Source organism: Microcoleus sp. A003_D6, from assembly GCF_036702825.1.
Classification (GTDB): Bacteria; Cyanobacteriota; Cyanobacteriia; order Cyanobacteriales; family Microcoleaceae; genus Microcoleus.
Genome location: NZ_JAUBWA010000020.1, coordinates 52,366 through 68,618, shown reverse-complemented (window position 1 = coordinate 68,618; position 16,253 = coordinate 52,366). Strand labels below are relative to the sequence as shown.

Genomic DNA, 16,253 nt, shown 5'->3' with positions numbered 1-16,253 from the left:
AACATATTTAATTATGGACTAATGAGGAGCATGGTATTTCTGAGTATTTGTACTCATCGCATAAGTGTTATGCTCCCTGCGGGTACAAAGCTAAAAGATACCGATGTCATTGAACTTTTGATGACTGAAAATGCTAATTATAAAACAGTTCAGGGCGTCGGGCCGGGAATGACTCTGAAACAAGCCGAGGCAATTTACGGCAAGGCGACTTTATCTTACAATGTGGATAATGAAATGAGAGAAGGGGTTGTATTTGCCAAGCAACCCACTAGAAACATTATGTTTGTTCCCAGGGCTGAAGGGAAACAATTTGCGGGAGTTTATGGCGCTGGTAAAGGGGGATTTTATCAGACTAATAAATATCAGCCGAATGCTGTAATTAAGTCTGTGATGGTGCGGAAGTAAGTTATCACTCCTTGCCGCCAAAACCCGGTTTTTTTAACGTAATTGCGTCATTTTAGGTTGAGGGCGATCGCGAGAAACCGGGTTTTTTGCTGTTTGTGCAGGCTGTAGGAAGTATTCTCGCAAAAACCAGGTTTCTGGACACCTGCGCGGACTGAAGAAAACAAAAATTAAGGATTACCTGTGGGTAACTCCAAATACTCTTCATTGTCAAGATAATCTCTGATATTTTCCAGTATTTGCGTCAAATACTCTACGACTTCTTCCTTCATTTCTAATAGTTGCTTAATTGTCTTATCTCGCCCAACTTCCTCAAAAGACTTAATCCCATGCGCCAAATCATTCCTGTGGCTTTTAACAACTACAAGATTTTGCCCGTTCTTTGTTTTACTAAAGTCTGTTTGATATGAAAAACCATAATTTTCCGCTATTTCTTTAATCAACCTAGCATCCACATTTCCTGAAAACAGTTCTTCGCGCTCAAATGTAGCTGTGATGATATCTGTAGAGATTTGGTTGATTGTTAAATGAATTTTCTTAGGAGAACGATTTTTAACATTTTGAAGAACAACTATTTTGATTTTGGGTTTTAGTCGGTCAAAGGAGATTCCTTTATTTTTGAACTCCTCGAATATGGCTTCAATCGCATTTCGCATAGTAGATTCAACTAAGTTATACAGTAACAAAAAACCATTAGCTTTCAGAGTTTTTGCTAACTCAGGATCGAGGCTTTGTATTTTGTATGTGCCAGCAGGATCGAATACAGCTAACTTCGTTGTCTGTTTTTCCAATCTCTCCAGAAAAATGAAGTAATCATTCACCTTTTTGGCGCGTGTATTAAAGTCTAAAAATACAGTATTCATGAGTGTTACATGGCAGTTAATTGCGGAAATATTCAATACGACGCGCAACTACTTTATTTCTAAAACGGGTTGCATCAGATTTTGTGCAGTATGTAAAATAGATTTACATTGCAATTAAAATGATTGTATCCGTTTAAATAAATCTCGTCGGACTTCCTTATTTGCAGCTTCAGTTAATTGGATCGTCCGAACTGTCTTTCGGTTGAAGTTCCTCTGGCGAGGCATGAGTAAATCACTAAACTTAAATCCATTTAACTGCTCTATTTTTTTGAGTCCACTTAAGGTTAATTCGTTGTTAACAAATCTAGTTAGGGTAAGAATGCGTTGTGCACCGTATACGATCTCTAAACGTGGTTCATCATTTTCATCATGACCAATATCAACAACGAATATAGAAGGTATTGGCAGCCCCCAAATTACCGATTCGATAAACTTTGATTGCCTTGCTTCATCCCAAACAAGTTCGCGTTGGTAGGTGGGAATAAACAACTTGCTAGTATCATCGTTAATTCCTTCCATATATTTTTGAACAAGTATTTCGAGTGGATAGTCTCTCGTATCGTAATTAATTTGCTTCTGCTTCTCGCGAATTTCCATTTCAGCAGCATTTCTGTCTTGCAGCGTAATTTCTTCTAGTTTCGATCGCATATTTTTAAGTAACGAGAAAGTGTGGTGGATACGATCATTTTACCACAGCCCAATGTTAATAAAGTCCTGTTCGGAGAATTTTAGTTTTGAGGCTACCGCAGTGTAAATTCTGATTTGGCACAGAGGGTACGGACGATCGCACTTATCGAAAAAAGTGCGATCGCCCAAATTGAATCAACTCAAAACAGCCGGAAAACTACAGTTTATAACGGGCTGCTGACGGGATTGGAAGGACGGGCCAACGACGATAAACGGTTGCTATCCCCGCTTAAATCGAACACAACCTCAAACTTAACGTGAGGTATAGTTTGTCGCAGAAACTGAAAATGCCCGTCTGCATCAGAACGACTGCGGAAGCGGGCAACAATAATCCATTGCTGAGTGGGTAACAGACGGGCGATCGCCCAACAGTGCAAGCGGTCTTTATAAGTCATAATTGAATACACTCCATTGATCTTTTTGGAGCCAGAGCCAGCCCGGAACCTTGGACAGTAAGGGGCTGGCTTTTGACTGTTTACAGGTTGTAGTATAACACATAATGACGTACAATAATATAAAATGACTTAAAATGAAATATTTTTATCGGTCTTAACTCAAAACAGCGTAAGATGGACTGTGTTGAGATGTTTTGCAGTGCAACAATGGCTTCACGGGGACGAGTTACCGCATACTTGCCAGAAGAGATTCAAAAAGCTCTGGAAGAATGGGCAGAAGAAGAAAGCAGATCCGTTAGCAGTTTGGCAACGTACCTGCTGACGAAATCTGTTCGAGAACGCCAAGAGCAGAAAAAGGACGAATTCCGGAGCGATAGCCCCAGTTGAATTCGCGCAATACTGAAAGGGTTTGGAGTGTAAAATTAAAGACAATTCAAGTAAAACCGTGCCCACCTATGCCTTCACGAATGCGAGTTACAGTTACACTGCCAGAAGACGTTCATCAAGCCTTGTCTGAATGGGCCGAAGAGGAAGATAGAACCCTCGCAAACTTGCTTTCCCATGTGGCAGCTAAAGCAGTTAGAGATCGCCAAGAACAGAAAAATGAAGAATCTCGGAGCGATCGCCCTTAAGCGATGACCACGGCGTAAGATGGACTGTGTTGAAATGTTTTGCAGTGCAACAAATGGCTTCACGGGGACGAGTTACCGCATACCTACCAGAAGAGATTCAAAAAGCTCTCGAAGAATGGGCAGAAGAAGACAGCAGATCCGTTAGCAGCTTGGCAACGTACCTGCTGACGAAATCTGTTCGAGAGCGCCAAGAGTTGAAAAAAGATAAATCAGAAAGCGATCGCCCTTAAGAACGATCGCCCGCAATCCCATCCGCGTCCATCCGCGTCCATCCGCCTACATCTGCGGTAAAAAAAAGAACCATCGCCTCAAAAAAATAAGGTGGGCCGCAGCCCACCCTACTCAAATTATTTAGCAGTCACCAACTGTGCCGGCAGCCGCTTAAACGCCAACCTTTCATTCTCGATATCCACAAAAATGGTATCCCCGTCAGCAAAATCTCCCCGCAAAATACCCTTCGCCATCTGCGTTTCCAACTCGCGTTGAATTCCCCGCTTCAGAGGCCGCGCACCGTAAACCGGATCGTAACCAATTTCTGCTAAGAAGTCGATCGCAGATTCCGACAATTTCAGAGACATTTTGCGATCGGCCAACCGTTTTTCCAACCGCTTCACTTGCAACAGCACGATCTGCCGCAATTCCGCCTTACTCAAACCGTGGAAGATAATCATCTCATCAATCCGGTTCAAGAATTCCGGGCGGAAAGTTCCCCGCATCGCTTCCATCACCCGACTCCGCATTTGTTCGTTATCTCCCGCCACATCTAAAATGTATTGAGAGCCGACATTCGATGTCATAATAATCACAGAATTCTTAAAGTCTACCGTGTGACCTTGAGCATCCGTGACGCGGCCGTCATCCAGAATTTGCAGCATGATGTTGAATACATCCGGGTGTGCTTTCTCGATTTCATCGAATAGAATCACTGAGTAAGGACGGCGGCGCACAGCCTCAGTTAATTGTCCGCCTTCGTCGTAGCCGACGTATCCCGGAGGCGCACCAATTAACCGCGAAACCGCGTGTTTTTCCATGTATTCCGACATATCAATTCGCACGATCGCCTCTTCGGTGTCGAACAGATAAGACGCTAATGCTTTGGCTAATTCCGTTTTCCCTACACCCGTGGGGCCGAGGAAGATAAAACTCGCAACCGGACGGTTCGGATCGGCTAAACCTGCGCGCGATCGCTGAATTGCATCTGCAACCGCCGTCACCGCTTCATCCTGTCCAATTACCCGCTTGTGCAGTTCATCTTCCAAGTGCAAAAGTTTCTGCATTTCCGATTCAACCAACTTGCTGATCGGAATTCCCGTCCACTTGGAAATAATCTCCGCAATGTCACCTTCTGTAACTTCTTCCCGCAGCAAAGTTTTACCTGTGGTTTGAGTTGCAGAAAGTTGAGCTTCTGCTTCTTGCAGTTGTTTTTGCAATTCGGTTAACTTGCTATATTTCAACTCAGCAGCGCGGTTTAGGTCATATTTTAATTCTGCTTGCTGAATTTCAATGTTAACCTTGTCAATCTGTTCTTTAATGTTCTGAATGCTGCCAATGACACCTTTTTCCGATTGCCACTGGGCATTCAAAGCGCTTTGCTGTTCCTTGAGATTTCCCAAGTCTTTTTCCAGTCTTTCCAAACGGTCGATCGATGCAGCATTACTTTCTTTTTGCAGCGACAGTCTTTCCATTTCTAGCTGTAAAACCTTGCGATCGATTTCATCGAGTTCTTCCGGCTTGGAGGTAATCTCCATTTTGAGTTTAGCCGCTGCTTCGTCCATTAAGTCGATCGCTTTATCGGGAAGGAAGCGATCGCTAATATATCGAGTAGACAAAGTAGCCGCCGCCACTAACGCATTGTCAGAAATTTTCACACCGTGGTGAACTTCGTAGCGTTCCTTCAAACCCCGCAAAATCGAGATAGTATCTTCAACTGTCGGTTGGTCAACATAAACTTGTTGAAAGCGGCGTTCTAAGGCCGCATCTTTTTCGAGATACTTGCGGTATTCGTCGAGAGTTGTAGCCCCTATACAGCGCAATTCTCCCCTCGCTAACATGGGTTTCAGCAAGTTACCGGCATCCATCGAGCCTTGAGTCGCGCCGGCCCCGACAACGGTGTGAATTTCATCGATAAATAAGATGACTTTGCCGTTGCTGTCCATCACTTCTTTGAGCACCGCTTTCAAGCGTTCTTCAAATTCTCCCCGGAATTTTGCACCGGCAATTAATGCGCCCATATCTAAGCTAATTAATTGTCTGTCTTTGAGAGATTGGGGCACATCTCCGGTGATAATTCGCTGGGCGAGTCCTTCGGCGATCGCAGTTTTGCCGACTCCCGGTTCCCCAATCAATACCGGATTATTTTTGGTGCGACGGCTCAAAATTTGAATCGTGCGGCGGATTTCGTCATCCCGTCCGATTACCGGATCGAGTTTGCCTTGACGCGCGGCTTCTGTCAAATCTCGGCCGTATTTTTCCAGCGCTTCATATTTGCCTTCTGGATTTTGATCGGTCACTTTGTTCTTCCCCCGGACTTGGGTAATGATATCTTTGAGCTTGGCTTCATCTAGTTTAAATTCTTGCAGCAGATTTTTGCCGAAGCGATCGTCCTTAACGTACCCTAGTATCAAATGCTCGATCGAAATAAATTCATCACCGTAGTCTTTGCGATAAGTTTCGGCGCGATCGAGCAAAGTGTCGAGAGAACGACCGAGATAAACGTTGCCGCCGCTTCCAGAGATTTTCGGCTGGCGGCTGATAAACTCATCAGTGCGATCGCGCAATTTTGCTACAGAAACTCCCGCTTTGTTAAATAAGCTGCTAGCGAGTCCCGATTCTTGTTCCAGCAAAGCTTTCATCAAATGTTCGCTTTCTAGCTGCTGCTGCTGACCTGCTTTGACGATTTCGGGGGTGCGAGCGAGGGCTTCCCAGGCTTTTTCTGTAAATTGGTTTGGATTATTCGGTTGCATAAATTTTAATTCCCTGCATTAAAAATGATGGCTGCTGTAGAGGCAATTGCTTAATTGCCCGTACAATCATCATTGTAGGGAGTTGCGGAGGGCGATCGGATCGGTGTTCCCCTCTGTGTAGATAGGTATTTCCGTCCTTTGTCGCAGTCGATCGCAGGGAAAACGTAAACTGTCGCGCCTAAAAGCTGCTAATTACTGCTAGTTACTAAGAGGATTGGAGGAAATATCCATGATTCAATTACATCCTGAGTTTATTACCAAAAATGGCAAAAAAGAATTTGCAGTGATATCGTTTACGGTTGTTTTGGAATGATTTAACCGCAGAGGGCACAGAGGAAGAGAAGAGAGAGATGAATAATTCCGATTCCAACGGATTTGATATGATACCTTACGAAGAATTTGAAGCACTGCTAGCATTAATTGCTGACATAGAAGATTTGATGGACTTGAGGGCTGCCAAAGAGGAAGATGCAAATCAGCCTTCTGTGCCCTTAGCAGAGGTGAAGAGAATGTTAGGATTGTCTAGAGAATTTGATAAACCTTCATAAAATTGCATTGGTCAAGCGCGTTGAGGAGTTTTCCCGATCGCTCGACCTTGCCCATTTTTTGAGTGTATAACAATTAATAACTGCTGATTAATTTTACACCGGTGCGTCGCTCGGAGATTGTTGATTTTTTTAGGGATTGTTGATGGCGACGCACCCTACGGCTAATGACTACTATCAATTATCAACTATCAACTATCAACTATCAACCTGTTAACTGTCAACTGTCAACTGTCAACTGTCAACTGCCAACTGTTTTCATGCCTGCATTACCACCCGTTCCGGGAGACTGACAATAAAAGTGGAGCCTTTACCGTCTTCGCTTTCGACGCTAATTTCGCCGCCGAGAATTTGACACAAACGCTGGCTGATTGTCAATCCCAAACCAGTGCCTCCGTATTTGCGGGTAGTTGAGGCATCAGCTTGGGTAAAAGGTTTAAAAATCTGCTCCAATTGCTCGTCCGTCATGCCAATGCCGGTGTCGCTGACTCGAAAAATTAAAACTTGAGAAATGTAGTTTGATCCAGAGTTAAAATCATTATTTTTATTTTTTTTCGTCGGTTTTTGTTTTTCATTTTTAATTCTTTCGACGCCGATAGTAATGACGCCTTTTTCGGTAAATTTTGCAGCATTGCTGAGCAAATTGAGGAGAATTTGCCGGACTTTCGGTTGGTCGGCGTACATTGTGCCGAGTTCGCCTTTGGCTTTCAGCGCTAAAGCATTGCCTTTTTTTTCTACTAGCGGTTGAGCCGTAGTCATCACTTCTTCAATCATGGTCGCCACGTCAAAGTTTTCCAAATAAAGCGTGACGTGACCGGCTTCTATTTTGGAAATGTCGAGGATGTCGCTGATCATGTCGAGCAAATGTTTGCCTGCGGTTTGAATTTTTTCTAAGTCGGGGAGAAAATCTTCGGAACCCGAATCTTGAGCATCTTCTTGCAGCATTTCGCTGTAGTTGATGATGGCGTTGAGGGGGGTGCGGAGTTCGTGGCTCATGTTGGCGAGAAATGCACTTTTCGAGCGGTTGGCAGCTTCGGCTGCTACTTTTGCTTCGTGCAAGTCTTCTGTATATTCTGCTACCCGCTGAATCAGTTCGTTGAGGGAAGTTGCTAGCATTCCCACTTCGTCGGAAGTGGTAACTGGTACTTGCAGGTCAAAGTTGGATTCTTCTGTCACTCGCTGAGCGATGAGGGTGGTGGCTTCTAAGGGGCGGGCGATCGCCCTGCTGGTGTATACTGCAAGTACGGCTGCGATCGCTGCTGATATCAAGAGAGAACCCACGAGAATTAGAGTTCCGAGTTTTTCTGCTTTCTCGTAGGTTCTAAATGCCTCGTCTGCTTTCTCGCGAAAGCTGGTGGCCAGTTGGGCTGAATCCAAGGAAAACTGCTCGAGTTTCAAAGCGGTTTGGCTAGTGACAAAATTGTTTAAGTTCCGCTGAAAACCCAGTCGCTGTTTTGGGTTCAAACCAGATAATTTTGTACTCCCCAACAGATTCTGTACTTGTTGGAAGTAAGCTTCTACTGTTTTGCCGTTGACTTGACTGAATTCTTGAAGCAGTTGGTAATCTTGGGCAACTGCGGAATTTGAAGTCAGCGACTGGCTTTGAAGTTGTTCGAGTTGTCCGCTCATCTGGGCGACGCGGGTCAGGAATTCCGAGCGTTCGCGATCGAAAATTTGCGGTGTTGCCATCAGACTAACCAGCTCTTGCTGGTGAATTCTGACTTCCTGCACCGTATTATTTAGGTTGGTCAGGATTTCCGCTTTATCTCGGTCGATCGCTAGTTTTTCTCTAACTTGCTGTTTGTGATAGGATTCTACTCCCCGTCCCGCCACAGCACCCAAAATGGCAATACCAAGGACCAAGGCGTATCCGCAGCCGATTTTCTGCCTGATACCCAAGCGACTGAACAGATTTCTCAACTCTGTTTGAGGAGGGTTCTGAGGTTGATTTTTCGAGGCTAAGGTTGAAGACATGGGAAATATACTCGTCACCCTGAGAGGCACTATCTATATTCTAATTGATGCCTGCGTGAGGGTAAATAAAGTTTTTCATCCCCAACCAAATTTCGGCACTTTCGGGTCTTTGCAGAGTTCCACTGATTTCTCTGCTTGACTGTTTGGCGAAGTTGTGAATAACTAATAAAAATTTACGAGTTATAAGTTGCAAGTTATGAGTTAGATTTGTTATTCAAAACTCTACTCTACTCACAACTCACAACTTGTAAGTTCTCCTCTACTGGCAAAGTCGAAATTGTGCTATCTCAGCAGGAATTTTTGAAGCATTAGGTACGCTAGCAGAGGTAGGAACGAAGATTCCCATGCCGAAACTGCAACCCTCTGCCTTCGTGCATTCCCCGGGTTTGGCAGTGATTTGATATTCGCCTTGGGATGGCGGAGTAAAAGAGATTGACGCCAGTTCGCCTGTTTTTTGACTCGCAGCGATTTCCTGACCGCTTGCATCCTTGAGAGATAAGTTTAAATCCTGGCAATTTCCGTCGCAAGTGGCAACAAAAACATACTCCAGATTAGGATGCAGCGTGGCTCTAAAAGGAGATGAAACTTGCTTGCGAACTTGGCCCAGCAACGGCACAAATACTAATTTTTGGCCGTTGCCTTTCCGCTGGTCAACTTCTGTTTTCAAGCGACAAACAACCGTTTTTTGGTCGTCGGTCAGTTCTTGAGCAATCGCATTTCCTACAATTGCAGTACCGAGGATCAGGGCAATGCCAGAAATAACCAGATGTTTGAAATTCATTGATGTCCCTTAAAGTTAATTTTGGGTGATTGCAATAGACCGCTTTTGTCAGCAGTCTATTAGTTTATCAGAAAATTGGGTTGAAAACCCCGTCCTTGAGGACGGCTTTGTGTTAGAGTGTGTATACCGAAAGCAAACAACGGATATCTTGAGAGTAAAAGTCAGGCATAAGCCGGGGCCTCCAAACGATATAAACTGGTTGGCATTTGTACCGATGGATGGTCGGGAAAGGAAACTGTCTGGGCAATCAGAGCGTCGGGGATATGCGGGTAACTACATATCTAGATAGTGGGTGAAAAACCGTAAGGAAACAACCAGAAAATCTAAATCGTGAGGTTTAGAAGCTTTGCCCTTTTAGGGCGGAGTAATATCACCTGGAGCCTATCACATTTGTTGGGGAATTGGGAATTGGGCATAGGGCATAGGGCATGGAGAATTGGGCGTGGGGCATGGGGCATGGAGAACTGGTAACAGTTAACAGTAGACCTCTTGCAAAAATCCTTTTCATCAATTTATGGGCCGGGCTCTCCGGCCCATCCCACAAGAGTTATTTTTTCTTGTGGGATGGGCCGGAGAGCCCGTCCTAATTATTTTTGCAAGAGGTCTAGTCAACTGTCAACCACCAATAACCAATAACCAATGACTAAATCATTTCTTGCGAAAATCCCAAGCTGGAACAAACTTGGAATCTCCCCAAACGCCGCGGCGACTTTTTTTAGCTTCGGCTTCCGCTTGTTCCAGAACACTTGCACTAGGACAGTTTTTCAAGTAAGGACGGTACACCATTACTAATCCTTCGCGGGTCAAAACTTCTTGGGCAAATATGCCGTTTGGCAAGCGAACTTCGCTAACTTTACGACCGTAGCGGTCAGTATCGGTGACGGTCAAAACAACGCGACCTCCCCCTTCTTTGACTAGCTGCTGCATTCTTTGCATCGCTAGATTTCCCCACTTAAATTGATTTTTTTGTGCGGCTGCTTTGCTATTTTTCTCAGCATTGGTGTGCGCGACTTCCGGTGCATCTACACAGGCAAAACGCACTTTGATATCTTTCCCAGCGGCATCGCTGGCGACAAGGGTGTCGCCGTCGCTGACTCGTTTGACAGCATAGTTGTTGGGTGTTAACTTTGGTTGACAGCCGAACGTTAGCAAAAGTATAGACACTATACTCAAGCTTTTGATTGTTGGGTAAACAGCCATTTGATTTTTGCTCATAGTTTTCTGTTTTTATTTAGTTTCCATCCAATTTTGCCCAGCGTGGATGTCAACTATCAGCGGTACGCTAAGTGGCAGAGCATTTTCCATCGCCATTCTAATTTTCGGCTGCAATTCTTCCCATTCATCGGGTGGGACTTCAAATATTAATTCATCGTGAACTTGCAGCAGCAGCCGTGCCTGATAATTTTGCAAAATTTTGTGTACCTCAATCATGGCAAGTTTAATGATATCAGCACTGGAGCCTTGAATGGGAGCGTTGGCTGCCGCCCGCAAAGATTGGGCATCATCTCTGCTGAGAGATTTAAGTCTATCGGAGTGAATGTCTTGGGGATTGCGGTCTTTTAAGTCGCGGAGGCTTTCGCTCTCGAATTTTAAATAGCGGCGGCGGCCTAGAATTGTGGTAACGTATCCGAGGGCGATCGCCTCTTTTTTTACTTTCTCCAAATATTCAAAAACTTTACTGTAACGCTCGTTAAATCGCTTAATAAACTCTTTGCCGTCTGCTGCGCTTTTACCCATCGATTTGCCAAACTTGATCGCTCCCATACCGTAAATTACCCCAAAATTAATCGTTTTGCCAAACCGTCTTTCGTCCGGGGTTACTTCCTCTTTTTCAAACAACAGTTGAGCTGTCACGGTATGCACGTCTCGGTTATTTTGGTAAGCTTCTATTAATACAGGTTCTTGACTCAAATGAGCTAAAATTCGCAGTTCTATTTGAGAATAGTCAGCGGACACCATCAGCCAACCGGACTCCGGTAAAAAAGCCTTGCGAATTTGCCGCGAAAACTCGGTGCGGATGGGAATATTTTGTAAATTTGGATTAGAAGAAGAAAGCCTTCCCGTACCCGTTGCAGTTTGGTTGAAATCTGTATGCACTCGCCCGGTATCCGCACGCACTAACTGCGGCAAAGCATCGACATAAGTTGATTTCAACTTGGATAATGTTCGGTGTTCTAATAAATCGTCTACAATCGGGTGGTCTCCTTGCAATTTATCCAATACGGCGGCGTCTGTAGAGTATCCAGTCTTAGTTTTGCGAGACTTTTTCTGGAACTCATCCGGGATTTTTTCTAACAATATTTCGCTTAGTTGTTTGGGGGAACCTAAATTAAACTTTCTCCCCGCTGCTTGATAAGTTTTTTCTTCTATTTCTTTTAAGCTCTTGTCTAGCTGTTGGGACAGTTCTTGCAGATAAGCTGAATCAATGCGAATTCCGCAATATTCCATTTCTGCTAAAACTGGTTCTAGGGGCTGTTCTACTTCCAGCAGCAACCCGCACAAAGTTTTTCCGGAAAAGCTAGTTTTATCAGCTTCCTTCAATTCCGATCTAAGTTTATTTACTAACTGAAATGTGGTGTAAACATCCATGCCGCAGTAGTCAGCTACTTTTACAATACTGATGTCAGCAATTGTTTTGTTTTTCGGCACTAATTGATTGTAACTTGTGGCAACAATGCCTAAGTATTTCCTTGACAATTCGCTGAGGCTGTGGCTATTTTCTGGGTTGAGCACGTAACTCGCTAGCATGGTGTCGAAGACGACTCCGGCTAGTTTGATTCCCTGACAGCGCAGGATCGATCGATCGAACTTAGCATTTTGCAGCGCCTTGGGATAATTCTCGCTTTCCAAAATCGGACGCAAAGCATTTAAAACTGTGGCTTTATCCAAGTTTGTGCCAGTTTTGTGTCCCGTGGGAATGTAAGCGAGATCCTCTTCACCGATTCCCCAACAGCAGCCAATTCCGACTAATTCGGCGTCTCGCGGTTCGATCGCGGTGGTTTCGGTATCCCACGCCACGGGTGAGGCTTTGTCAGTGCAGGTTTGCAGCAGTTGGACTAATTCGTTTAACTGTTCGGTTGTTTGAATTATTCGGGGTTTAATTGGCAGTTTTTTCTGTTGCTGGGCGGCTTTGGTTTCTGCGGGACTAAAAAACGACAAGGCTTCTTCTTCTGAACTTTCAGAATTTGCAGGTAACTTATCTATTGTGGGGAGTAGGGGTTGGGCATCTTGCCCGCCCAAAGCAACAGGCAAAATGCCTGTTCCACTGTCTAATGAATTTACTGTGGGGAGTAGGGGTTGGGCATCTTGCCCGCCCTTTTCCAATGGCTCTTCTGTACCGCCAAAACGCTTTTGAATTTGTTTTACTTTGCTTAAAAATGTTTTAAATTCCAACTTTTCCAACATTGGAATCAAGGCGGATTCATCAAAACCTATCAACTGGCAATCTTCTAAGTTGATTTCTAAGGGAACGTCTTGGACAATTGTCGCCATGCGTTGAGAATGATAAGCAGCTTCTTTGCCTTCTTCTAACTTTTTCTTAGTCGCCCCTTTAATCTCGTCGATGGCTGCATAAATTCCGTCCAGGGAATTGTAAGCTTCCAGCAATTGCAGGGCGGTTTTGTCGCCGATGCCTTTGACTCCGGGAATGTTGTCGGATTTGTCGCCGCACAAAGCTTTGTAATCTATTACTTGTGCGGGCAAAATACCGAGTTTGGCTTTGACTTCTTCCGGGCCGTATTCTTGGGATTTGCCTTTGCCCGATCGCCTGAGCTCATCCGTACTCAAATACAATACGCTGATGTTTTTTTCGGTTTCTACTAATTGAAACAAATCTCGATCGCCCGTGAGGATTTTGACCTGATAACCGGCCGCGCTGGCTTTGTTTGCCAAAGTTCCCAAAACATCGTCCGCCTCGTAGCCGGGAGCAGTTATTGCTGGTAAATTCAAATAGGTGAGGAGTTCTTGCAGGTTTTTGATATCGGGGATGAAATCTTCGGGAGTTTCCGCACGACCGGCTTTGTAAGTTTCGTCTGCTTCGTGGCGAAATGTGGGCGTGGCGAGGTCAAAGGCGATCGCCATGTACTGGGGGTCGTGGGCGGCCATGACTTCCAGCAGCGACTTGAGAAAGCCAAAACAGACGCTGGTGGGAATGCCTGTCGTAGTTCGCAAACCTCCGTCTCGGCTTTTGGCAAAGGCGAAGTAGGAGCGAAAGGCCAGAGAGTGACCGTCAACTAAGATGAAGATGGGAGCTTGATTTGCCGACACAGACACAAATACCGATCGCGCGAAAGGATTTTCTCATTGTAGCCAGTTGCATACCTGTTCAAGCAAAGAATCCAACTGCCAACAAGCTCTAAACTCTTATATCATCAGTCATTCCCAATTATTCAATCCAAAATCCAAAATCCAAAATCTAAAATCGACTGGCCCGCAGACTTGAGGACGCTTGACACTCGATCGGATCTCGGCTTACTGTGCAGCTTGGCTGAGAATAGTAGAAGATATTAAGTGCGATTCCCGATCGGGATAGCTTCGCTTCACGCAAATTTACAAACACCAGCCCCAAGCCTATGGCTGACATTAACCGATGCTACGAAATCCTCGAAATTGAGCCTGGAACTTCGTTAGAAGAAATTAAGCGCGCTTACAGGGATTTAGCCTTTGTGTGGCATCCCGATCGGTTTGCCCACAACGATCGCCTGCAACAAAAAGCTGAACAAAGATTAACAGAAATCAATCAAGCTTACGACGAGTTGGTGTTGTTTCTGAGTCAGCCTCAACCGAAGTCGATATACGAACAGTTTCAGCAGCAGCCACCGCAGCCACCGCTGGAAAAGCCGCCAGAAAAGCCCCTGAGAAGGCGTTCGGGAAAATCAGCCGGTAAAGTTGGTTCCCAGCGCACTCAAACCAGGCAAAAATCCGCATCAAAAAAAACTCAAACTCAAAACAACCCGAAAAGCAAGAAACGATTGACAACTCAAAATCGGGAAGCGTCGCGAGGAAGAAAGCCATCCGGGCGAAGCGTTGCGAGGAAAGCAGGGCCATCTCAAAACTATCCAAAGCTTACCTCGAAAAGGAAAAAAGAATTTTTTACTCAATACTCCAAACTGCGGCCATCTCAAAACTATTCAAGCTTCCCTTGGGGGCCGCTGGCAATCGCCGTGGCGAGTTACGCTTTGACCGGTTGGATTTTGACGGTATCAGCAGCCCCGCTGTGGATGTGGACTTTAATCTGCGGTGCAGATTGGCTGTGGGTCGCGATTTTGCTGGCTGAGGGTTCGGCAACGCCTAGAGTGTGGCTGGCGGCGTTGGTTTCGGCTGGGGCGGTGGGGGGGTCGATCGCCGGTTTTCAGGCGGGAGGAATGGTGACGGGGGCTGCTTGGGGCGCAGTTGGCGCTGGTTTGGGGGCGATCGCCAGTTCCGAGGCCGAGTCTCGGGCCGTGGCTGTAGTTTTGGGGGTGGGGGGAGTAGCGACTCTGGCGGGATTGATGGCTGGAACGCATTCTGGGGATTGGCTGAAGGCGGTGGTGGTGGCGGTGTGTTGGGCGATTGTCGGCTTGACGTGCGGGCTGGCGGCGGAAGTAGGCGTGAATTCTAGCGGCCCCGTCGGGATCGGAGGTGCGATCGGGCTGGGGATAGGGGCGTGGGCGGGGGTTTTGGCTGGGGCTGGTTCGGGGACGATCGCGCAAGCCTTGACCATCGCTGGATCTAAGACTGTTTATGGGGCTTGGGCGGGGATCGGGATTATTGCGGGAGTTGTGGCGCGGATGGTAGCTGGGGAAAGGTCGATCGTCAGCGGCAGCAGTCTTTACACGTTTATCCTGTTGGTGGCTACTTCCGGTTTCGGGCTGTGGCTGGGAAATTGGTTGGGCGATCGTATCTTTTGAATTAATCATCAGTCATGAGTCATCAGTCATTAGTCATCAGTCATTAGTCATTAGGGAAAATTACTAATTCCCAATTACCAATTAATTACCACTAATTTCCACTAATTCCCAATTCCCAATTCCCAATTCCCAATTACCAATTCCCAATTACCAATTCTCCATTTCCATCAATAATTAATGTAAAATCTGTGACAGGAATTTCTTTGTCCGCTCGTTAGAAGGATTGTTAAAAAACTTATCGGGAGTAGTATCTTCCACCAGCACACCATCAGCTAGGAAGATAATGCGATCGGCGACTTCACGGGCAAAGCCTACTTCATGGGTAACGCAAACCATCGTCATGCCGCTATCCGCCAGACCTCGCATTACCTGCAACACTTCCTGCACCATTTCTGGGTCAAGGGCTGAAGTCGGCTCATCAAAAAGCATCACTTTAGGACGCATGGCTAAAGCGCGAGCGATCGCCACCCGTTGCTGTTGACCGCCCGACAACTGTCCGGGATATTTGTTTGCTTGGTGAGCAATCCCGACTCGCTCCAGCAGTTCCATGCCCAACTTGTCAGCCTCTGCTTTGGACATTTTGCGCAAGTGCATCGGCGCTAGAGTGACATTGCCCAAAATTGTCAGGTGAGGAAACAGGTTAAATTGCTGAAACACCATCCCCACCTCGCGCCGCACCATTTCAATGTTTTTAGCATCGTGCGAAATCAGCGTCCCATCAATCTCAATGCTGCCTTTTTGGTATGGTTCTAACGCATTGAAAGTACGAATAAAGGTGGATTTGCCAGAGCCCGATGGCCCCATTAACACCACCACCTCGCCTTTATTTACAGTCAAGCTGATTCCTTTAAGTACATGAAACCCATTGTCATAGGTTTTTTCGACATTTTTGGCGATGATGATTGGCTCTAAGCGATTGCTTAACCCGGTGGCTTGATTGACGCTAGATTGGGAGTCGTACATTTTAATATTCTCCTTGAGATAATGTTTGGAATTCGATGTGGATAGTTGATTCGTCTTGTTGATTTGCTGTTAAGCTGTTGTGCATTTTAATCGTATATTTCAATCAAAAATCGTCAAATCCTCTCCCCCTCTCCCCCTCTCCCCGTCTCCCCGTCTCCCC

14 protein-coding genes and 1 pseudogene are annotated in these 16,253 nt (G+C 45.7%); 6 read left to right on the top strand and 9 right to left on the bottom strand.

All coding sequences use genetic code 11. The annotated features are described in order from the left end of the window. Nucleotides 1–405: pseudogene (locus QUB70_RS08445) on the top strand (hypothetical protein); the annotation flags it as partial. A gap of 167 nt (nucleotides 406–572) precedes the next feature. Here QUB70_RS08445 and QUB70_RS08440 read toward each other — a convergent pair. The 3 genes from QUB70_RS08440 to QUB70_RS08430 form a co-directional block, all read right to left on the bottom strand. Further along, nucleotides 573–1,265 carry an MAE_28990/MAE_18760 family HEPN-like nuclease gene (locus tag QUB70_RS08440; RefSeq protein WP_332979600.1) on the bottom strand — a complete coding sequence of 231 codons (693 nt, stop codon included), beginning with the start codon at nucleotides 1,263–1,265 and terminating at the stop codon, nucleotides 573–575. 114 nt (nucleotides 1,266–1,379) lie between these two features. After that, nucleotides 1,380–1,913 (bottom strand): DUF262 domain-containing protein, encoded by a 534-nt coding sequence (locus QUB70_RS08435; protein WP_332979599.1) that lies wholly within the window; start codon nucleotides 1,911–1,913, stop codon nucleotides 1,380–1,382. 203 nt (nucleotides 1,914–2,116) lie between these two features. Beyond that, nucleotides 2,117–2,347, bottom strand: coding sequence for a hypothetical protein (locus QUB70_RS08430; RefSeq protein ID WP_332979598.1), 231 nt, complete (start codon nucleotides 2,345–2,347; stop codon nucleotides 2,117–2,119). Nucleotides 2,348–2,554: 207 nt separating this feature from the next. On the opposite strand from QUB70_RS08430, the gene QUB70_RS08425 reads away from it, so the two are divergent. The 3 genes from QUB70_RS08425 (at nucleotide 2,555) to QUB70_RS08415 (ending at nucleotide 3,209) form a co-directional block, all read left to right on the top strand. Beyond that, nucleotides 2,555–2,734 carry a ribbon-helix-helix domain-containing protein gene (locus QUB70_RS08425; protein WP_332979597.1) on the top strand — a complete coding sequence of 60 codons (180 nt, stop codon included), beginning with the start codon at nucleotides 2,555–2,557 and terminating at the stop codon, nucleotides 2,732–2,734. 68 nt (nucleotides 2,735–2,802) lie between these two features. Further along, nucleotides 2,803–2,979 carry a ribbon-helix-helix domain-containing protein gene (locus QUB70_RS08420; RefSeq protein WP_332979596.1) on the top strand — a complete coding sequence of 59 codons (177 nt, stop codon included), beginning with the start codon at nucleotides 2,803–2,805 and terminating at the stop codon, nucleotides 2,977–2,979. Nucleotides 2,980–3,032: 53 nt separating this feature from the next. Beyond that, the gene (locus QUB70_RS08415) at nucleotides 3,033–3,209 is read left to right on the top strand and encodes a ribbon-helix-helix domain-containing protein (protein WP_332979594.1); all 177 of its coding nucleotides are present in this window, start codon (nucleotides 3,033–3,035) and stop codon (nucleotides 3,207–3,209) included. Nucleotides 3,210–3,326: 117 nt separating this feature from the next. On the opposite strand, the gene clpB is transcribed toward QUB70_RS08415, so the two are convergent. Beyond that, nucleotides 3,327–5,942 carry an ATP-dependent chaperone ClpB gene (gene clpB, locus QUB70_RS08410; RefSeq protein ID WP_332979593.1) on the bottom strand — a complete coding sequence of 872 codons (2,616 nt, stop codon included), beginning with the start codon at nucleotides 5,940–5,942 and terminating at the stop codon, nucleotides 3,327–3,329. A 350-nt stretch (nucleotides 5,943–6,292) separates the two neighbouring features. Here clpB and QUB70_RS08405 point away from each other — a divergent pair, with 350 nt between their 5' ends. Then, nucleotides 6,293–6,490, top strand: coding sequence for a type II toxin-antitoxin system Phd/YefM family antitoxin (locus QUB70_RS08405; RefSeq protein ID WP_332979591.1), 198 nt, complete (start codon nucleotides 6,293–6,295; stop codon nucleotides 6,488–6,490). Nucleotides 6,491–6,745: 255 nt separating this feature from the next. On the opposite strand, the gene QUB70_RS08400 is transcribed toward QUB70_RS08405, so the two are convergent. From QUB70_RS08400 to polA, 4 genes are all read right to left on the bottom strand, one after another. Continuing rightward, nucleotides 6,746–8,461, bottom strand: coding sequence for a sensor histidine kinase (locus QUB70_RS08400; RefSeq protein ID WP_332979589.1), 1,716 nt, complete (start codon nucleotides 8,459–8,461; stop codon nucleotides 6,746–6,748). A gap of 259 nt (nucleotides 8,462–8,720) precedes the next feature. Continuing rightward, entirely contained in the window at nucleotides 8,721–9,242 is a 522-nt protein-coding gene (locus QUB70_RS08395; RefSeq protein WP_332979588.1) for a hypothetical protein, read from the bottom strand. 648 nt (nucleotides 9,243–9,890) lie between these two features. Beyond that, on the bottom strand, nucleotides 9,891–10,457 hold the full coding sequence (locus tag QUB70_RS08390; RefSeq protein ID WP_332979587.1) for a thermonuclease family protein: 567 nt from the start codon (nucleotides 10,455–10,457) through the stop codon (nucleotides 9,891–9,893). Between the two features lie 12 nt (nucleotides 10,458–10,469). Further along, nucleotides 10,470–13,508 carry a DNA polymerase I gene (polA, locus tag QUB70_RS08385; RefSeq protein WP_332979586.1) on the bottom strand — a complete coding sequence of 1,013 codons (3,039 nt, stop codon included), beginning with the start codon at nucleotides 13,506–13,508 and terminating at the stop codon, nucleotides 10,470–10,472. Nucleotides 13,509–13,813: 305 nt separating this feature from the next. Between polA and QUB70_RS08380 the strand changes: the two genes are divergently transcribed. After that, nucleotides 13,814–15,130, top strand: a complete 1,317-nt coding sequence (locus QUB70_RS08380; RefSeq protein ID WP_332979585.1) for a J domain-containing protein — start codon at nucleotides 13,814–13,816, stop codon at nucleotides 15,128–15,130. A gap of 174 nt (nucleotides 15,131–15,304) precedes the next feature. On the opposite strand, the gene QUB70_RS08375 is transcribed toward QUB70_RS08380, so the two are convergent. Continuing rightward, on the bottom strand, nucleotides 15,305–16,093 hold the full coding sequence (locus QUB70_RS08375) for an amino acid ABC transporter ATP-binding protein (RefSeq protein WP_332979583.1): 789 nt from the start codon (nucleotides 16,091–16,093) through the stop codon (nucleotides 15,305–15,307). Between the last annotated feature and the right edge of the window lie 160 nt (nucleotides 16,094–16,253).

Excerpts from the sequence above, each read along its gene's own strand:
- QUB70_RS08440 (WP_332979600.1), bottom strand. The coding sequence starts at position 1,265 with ATGAATACTGTATTTTTAGACTTTAATACACGCGCCAAAAAGGTGAAT.
- QUB70_RS08435 (WP_332979599.1), bottom strand. The coding sequence starts at position 1,913 with ATGCGATCGAAACTAGAAGAAATTACGCTGCAAGACAGAAATGCTGCT.
- QUB70_RS08430 (WP_332979598.1), bottom strand. The coding sequence starts at position 2,347 with ATGACTTATAAAGACCGCTTGCACTGTTGGGCGATCGCCCGTCTGTTA.
- QUB70_RS08425 (WP_332979597.1), top strand. The coding sequence starts at position 2,555 with ATGGCTTCACGGGGACGAGTTACCGCATACTTGCCAGAAGAGATTCAA.
- QUB70_RS08420 (WP_332979596.1), top strand. The coding sequence starts at position 2,803 with ATGCCTTCACGAATGCGAGTTACAGTTACACTGCCAGAAGACGTTCAT.
- QUB70_RS08415 (WP_332979594.1), top strand. The coding sequence starts at position 3,033 with ATGGCTTCACGGGGACGAGTTACCGCATACCTACCAGAAGAGATTCAA.
- clpB (WP_332979593.1), bottom strand. The coding sequence starts at position 5,942 with ATGCAACCGAATAATCCAAACCAATTTACAGAAAAAGCCTGGGAAGCC.
- QUB70_RS08405 (WP_332979591.1), top strand. The coding sequence starts at position 6,293 with ATGAATAATTCCGATTCCAACGGATTTGATATGATACCTTACGAAGAA.
- QUB70_RS08400 (WP_332979589.1), bottom strand. The coding sequence starts at position 8,461 with ATGTCTTCAACCTTAGCCTCGAAAAATCAACCTCAGAACCCTCCTCAA.
- QUB70_RS08395 (WP_332979588.1), bottom strand. The coding sequence starts at position 9,242 with ATGAATTTCAAACATCTGGTTATTTCTGGCATTGCCCTGATCCTCGGT.
- QUB70_RS08390 (WP_332979587.1), bottom strand. The coding sequence starts at position 10,457 with ATGAGCAAAAATCAAATGGCTGTTTACCCAACAATCAAAAGCTTGAGT.
- QUB70_RS08380 (WP_332979585.1), top strand. The coding sequence starts at position 13,814 with ATGGCTGACATTAACCGATGCTACGAAATCCTCGAAATTGAGCCTGGA.
- QUB70_RS08375 (WP_332979583.1), bottom strand. The coding sequence starts at position 16,093 with ATGTACGACTCCCAATCTAGCGTCAATCAAGCCACCGGGTTAAGCAAT.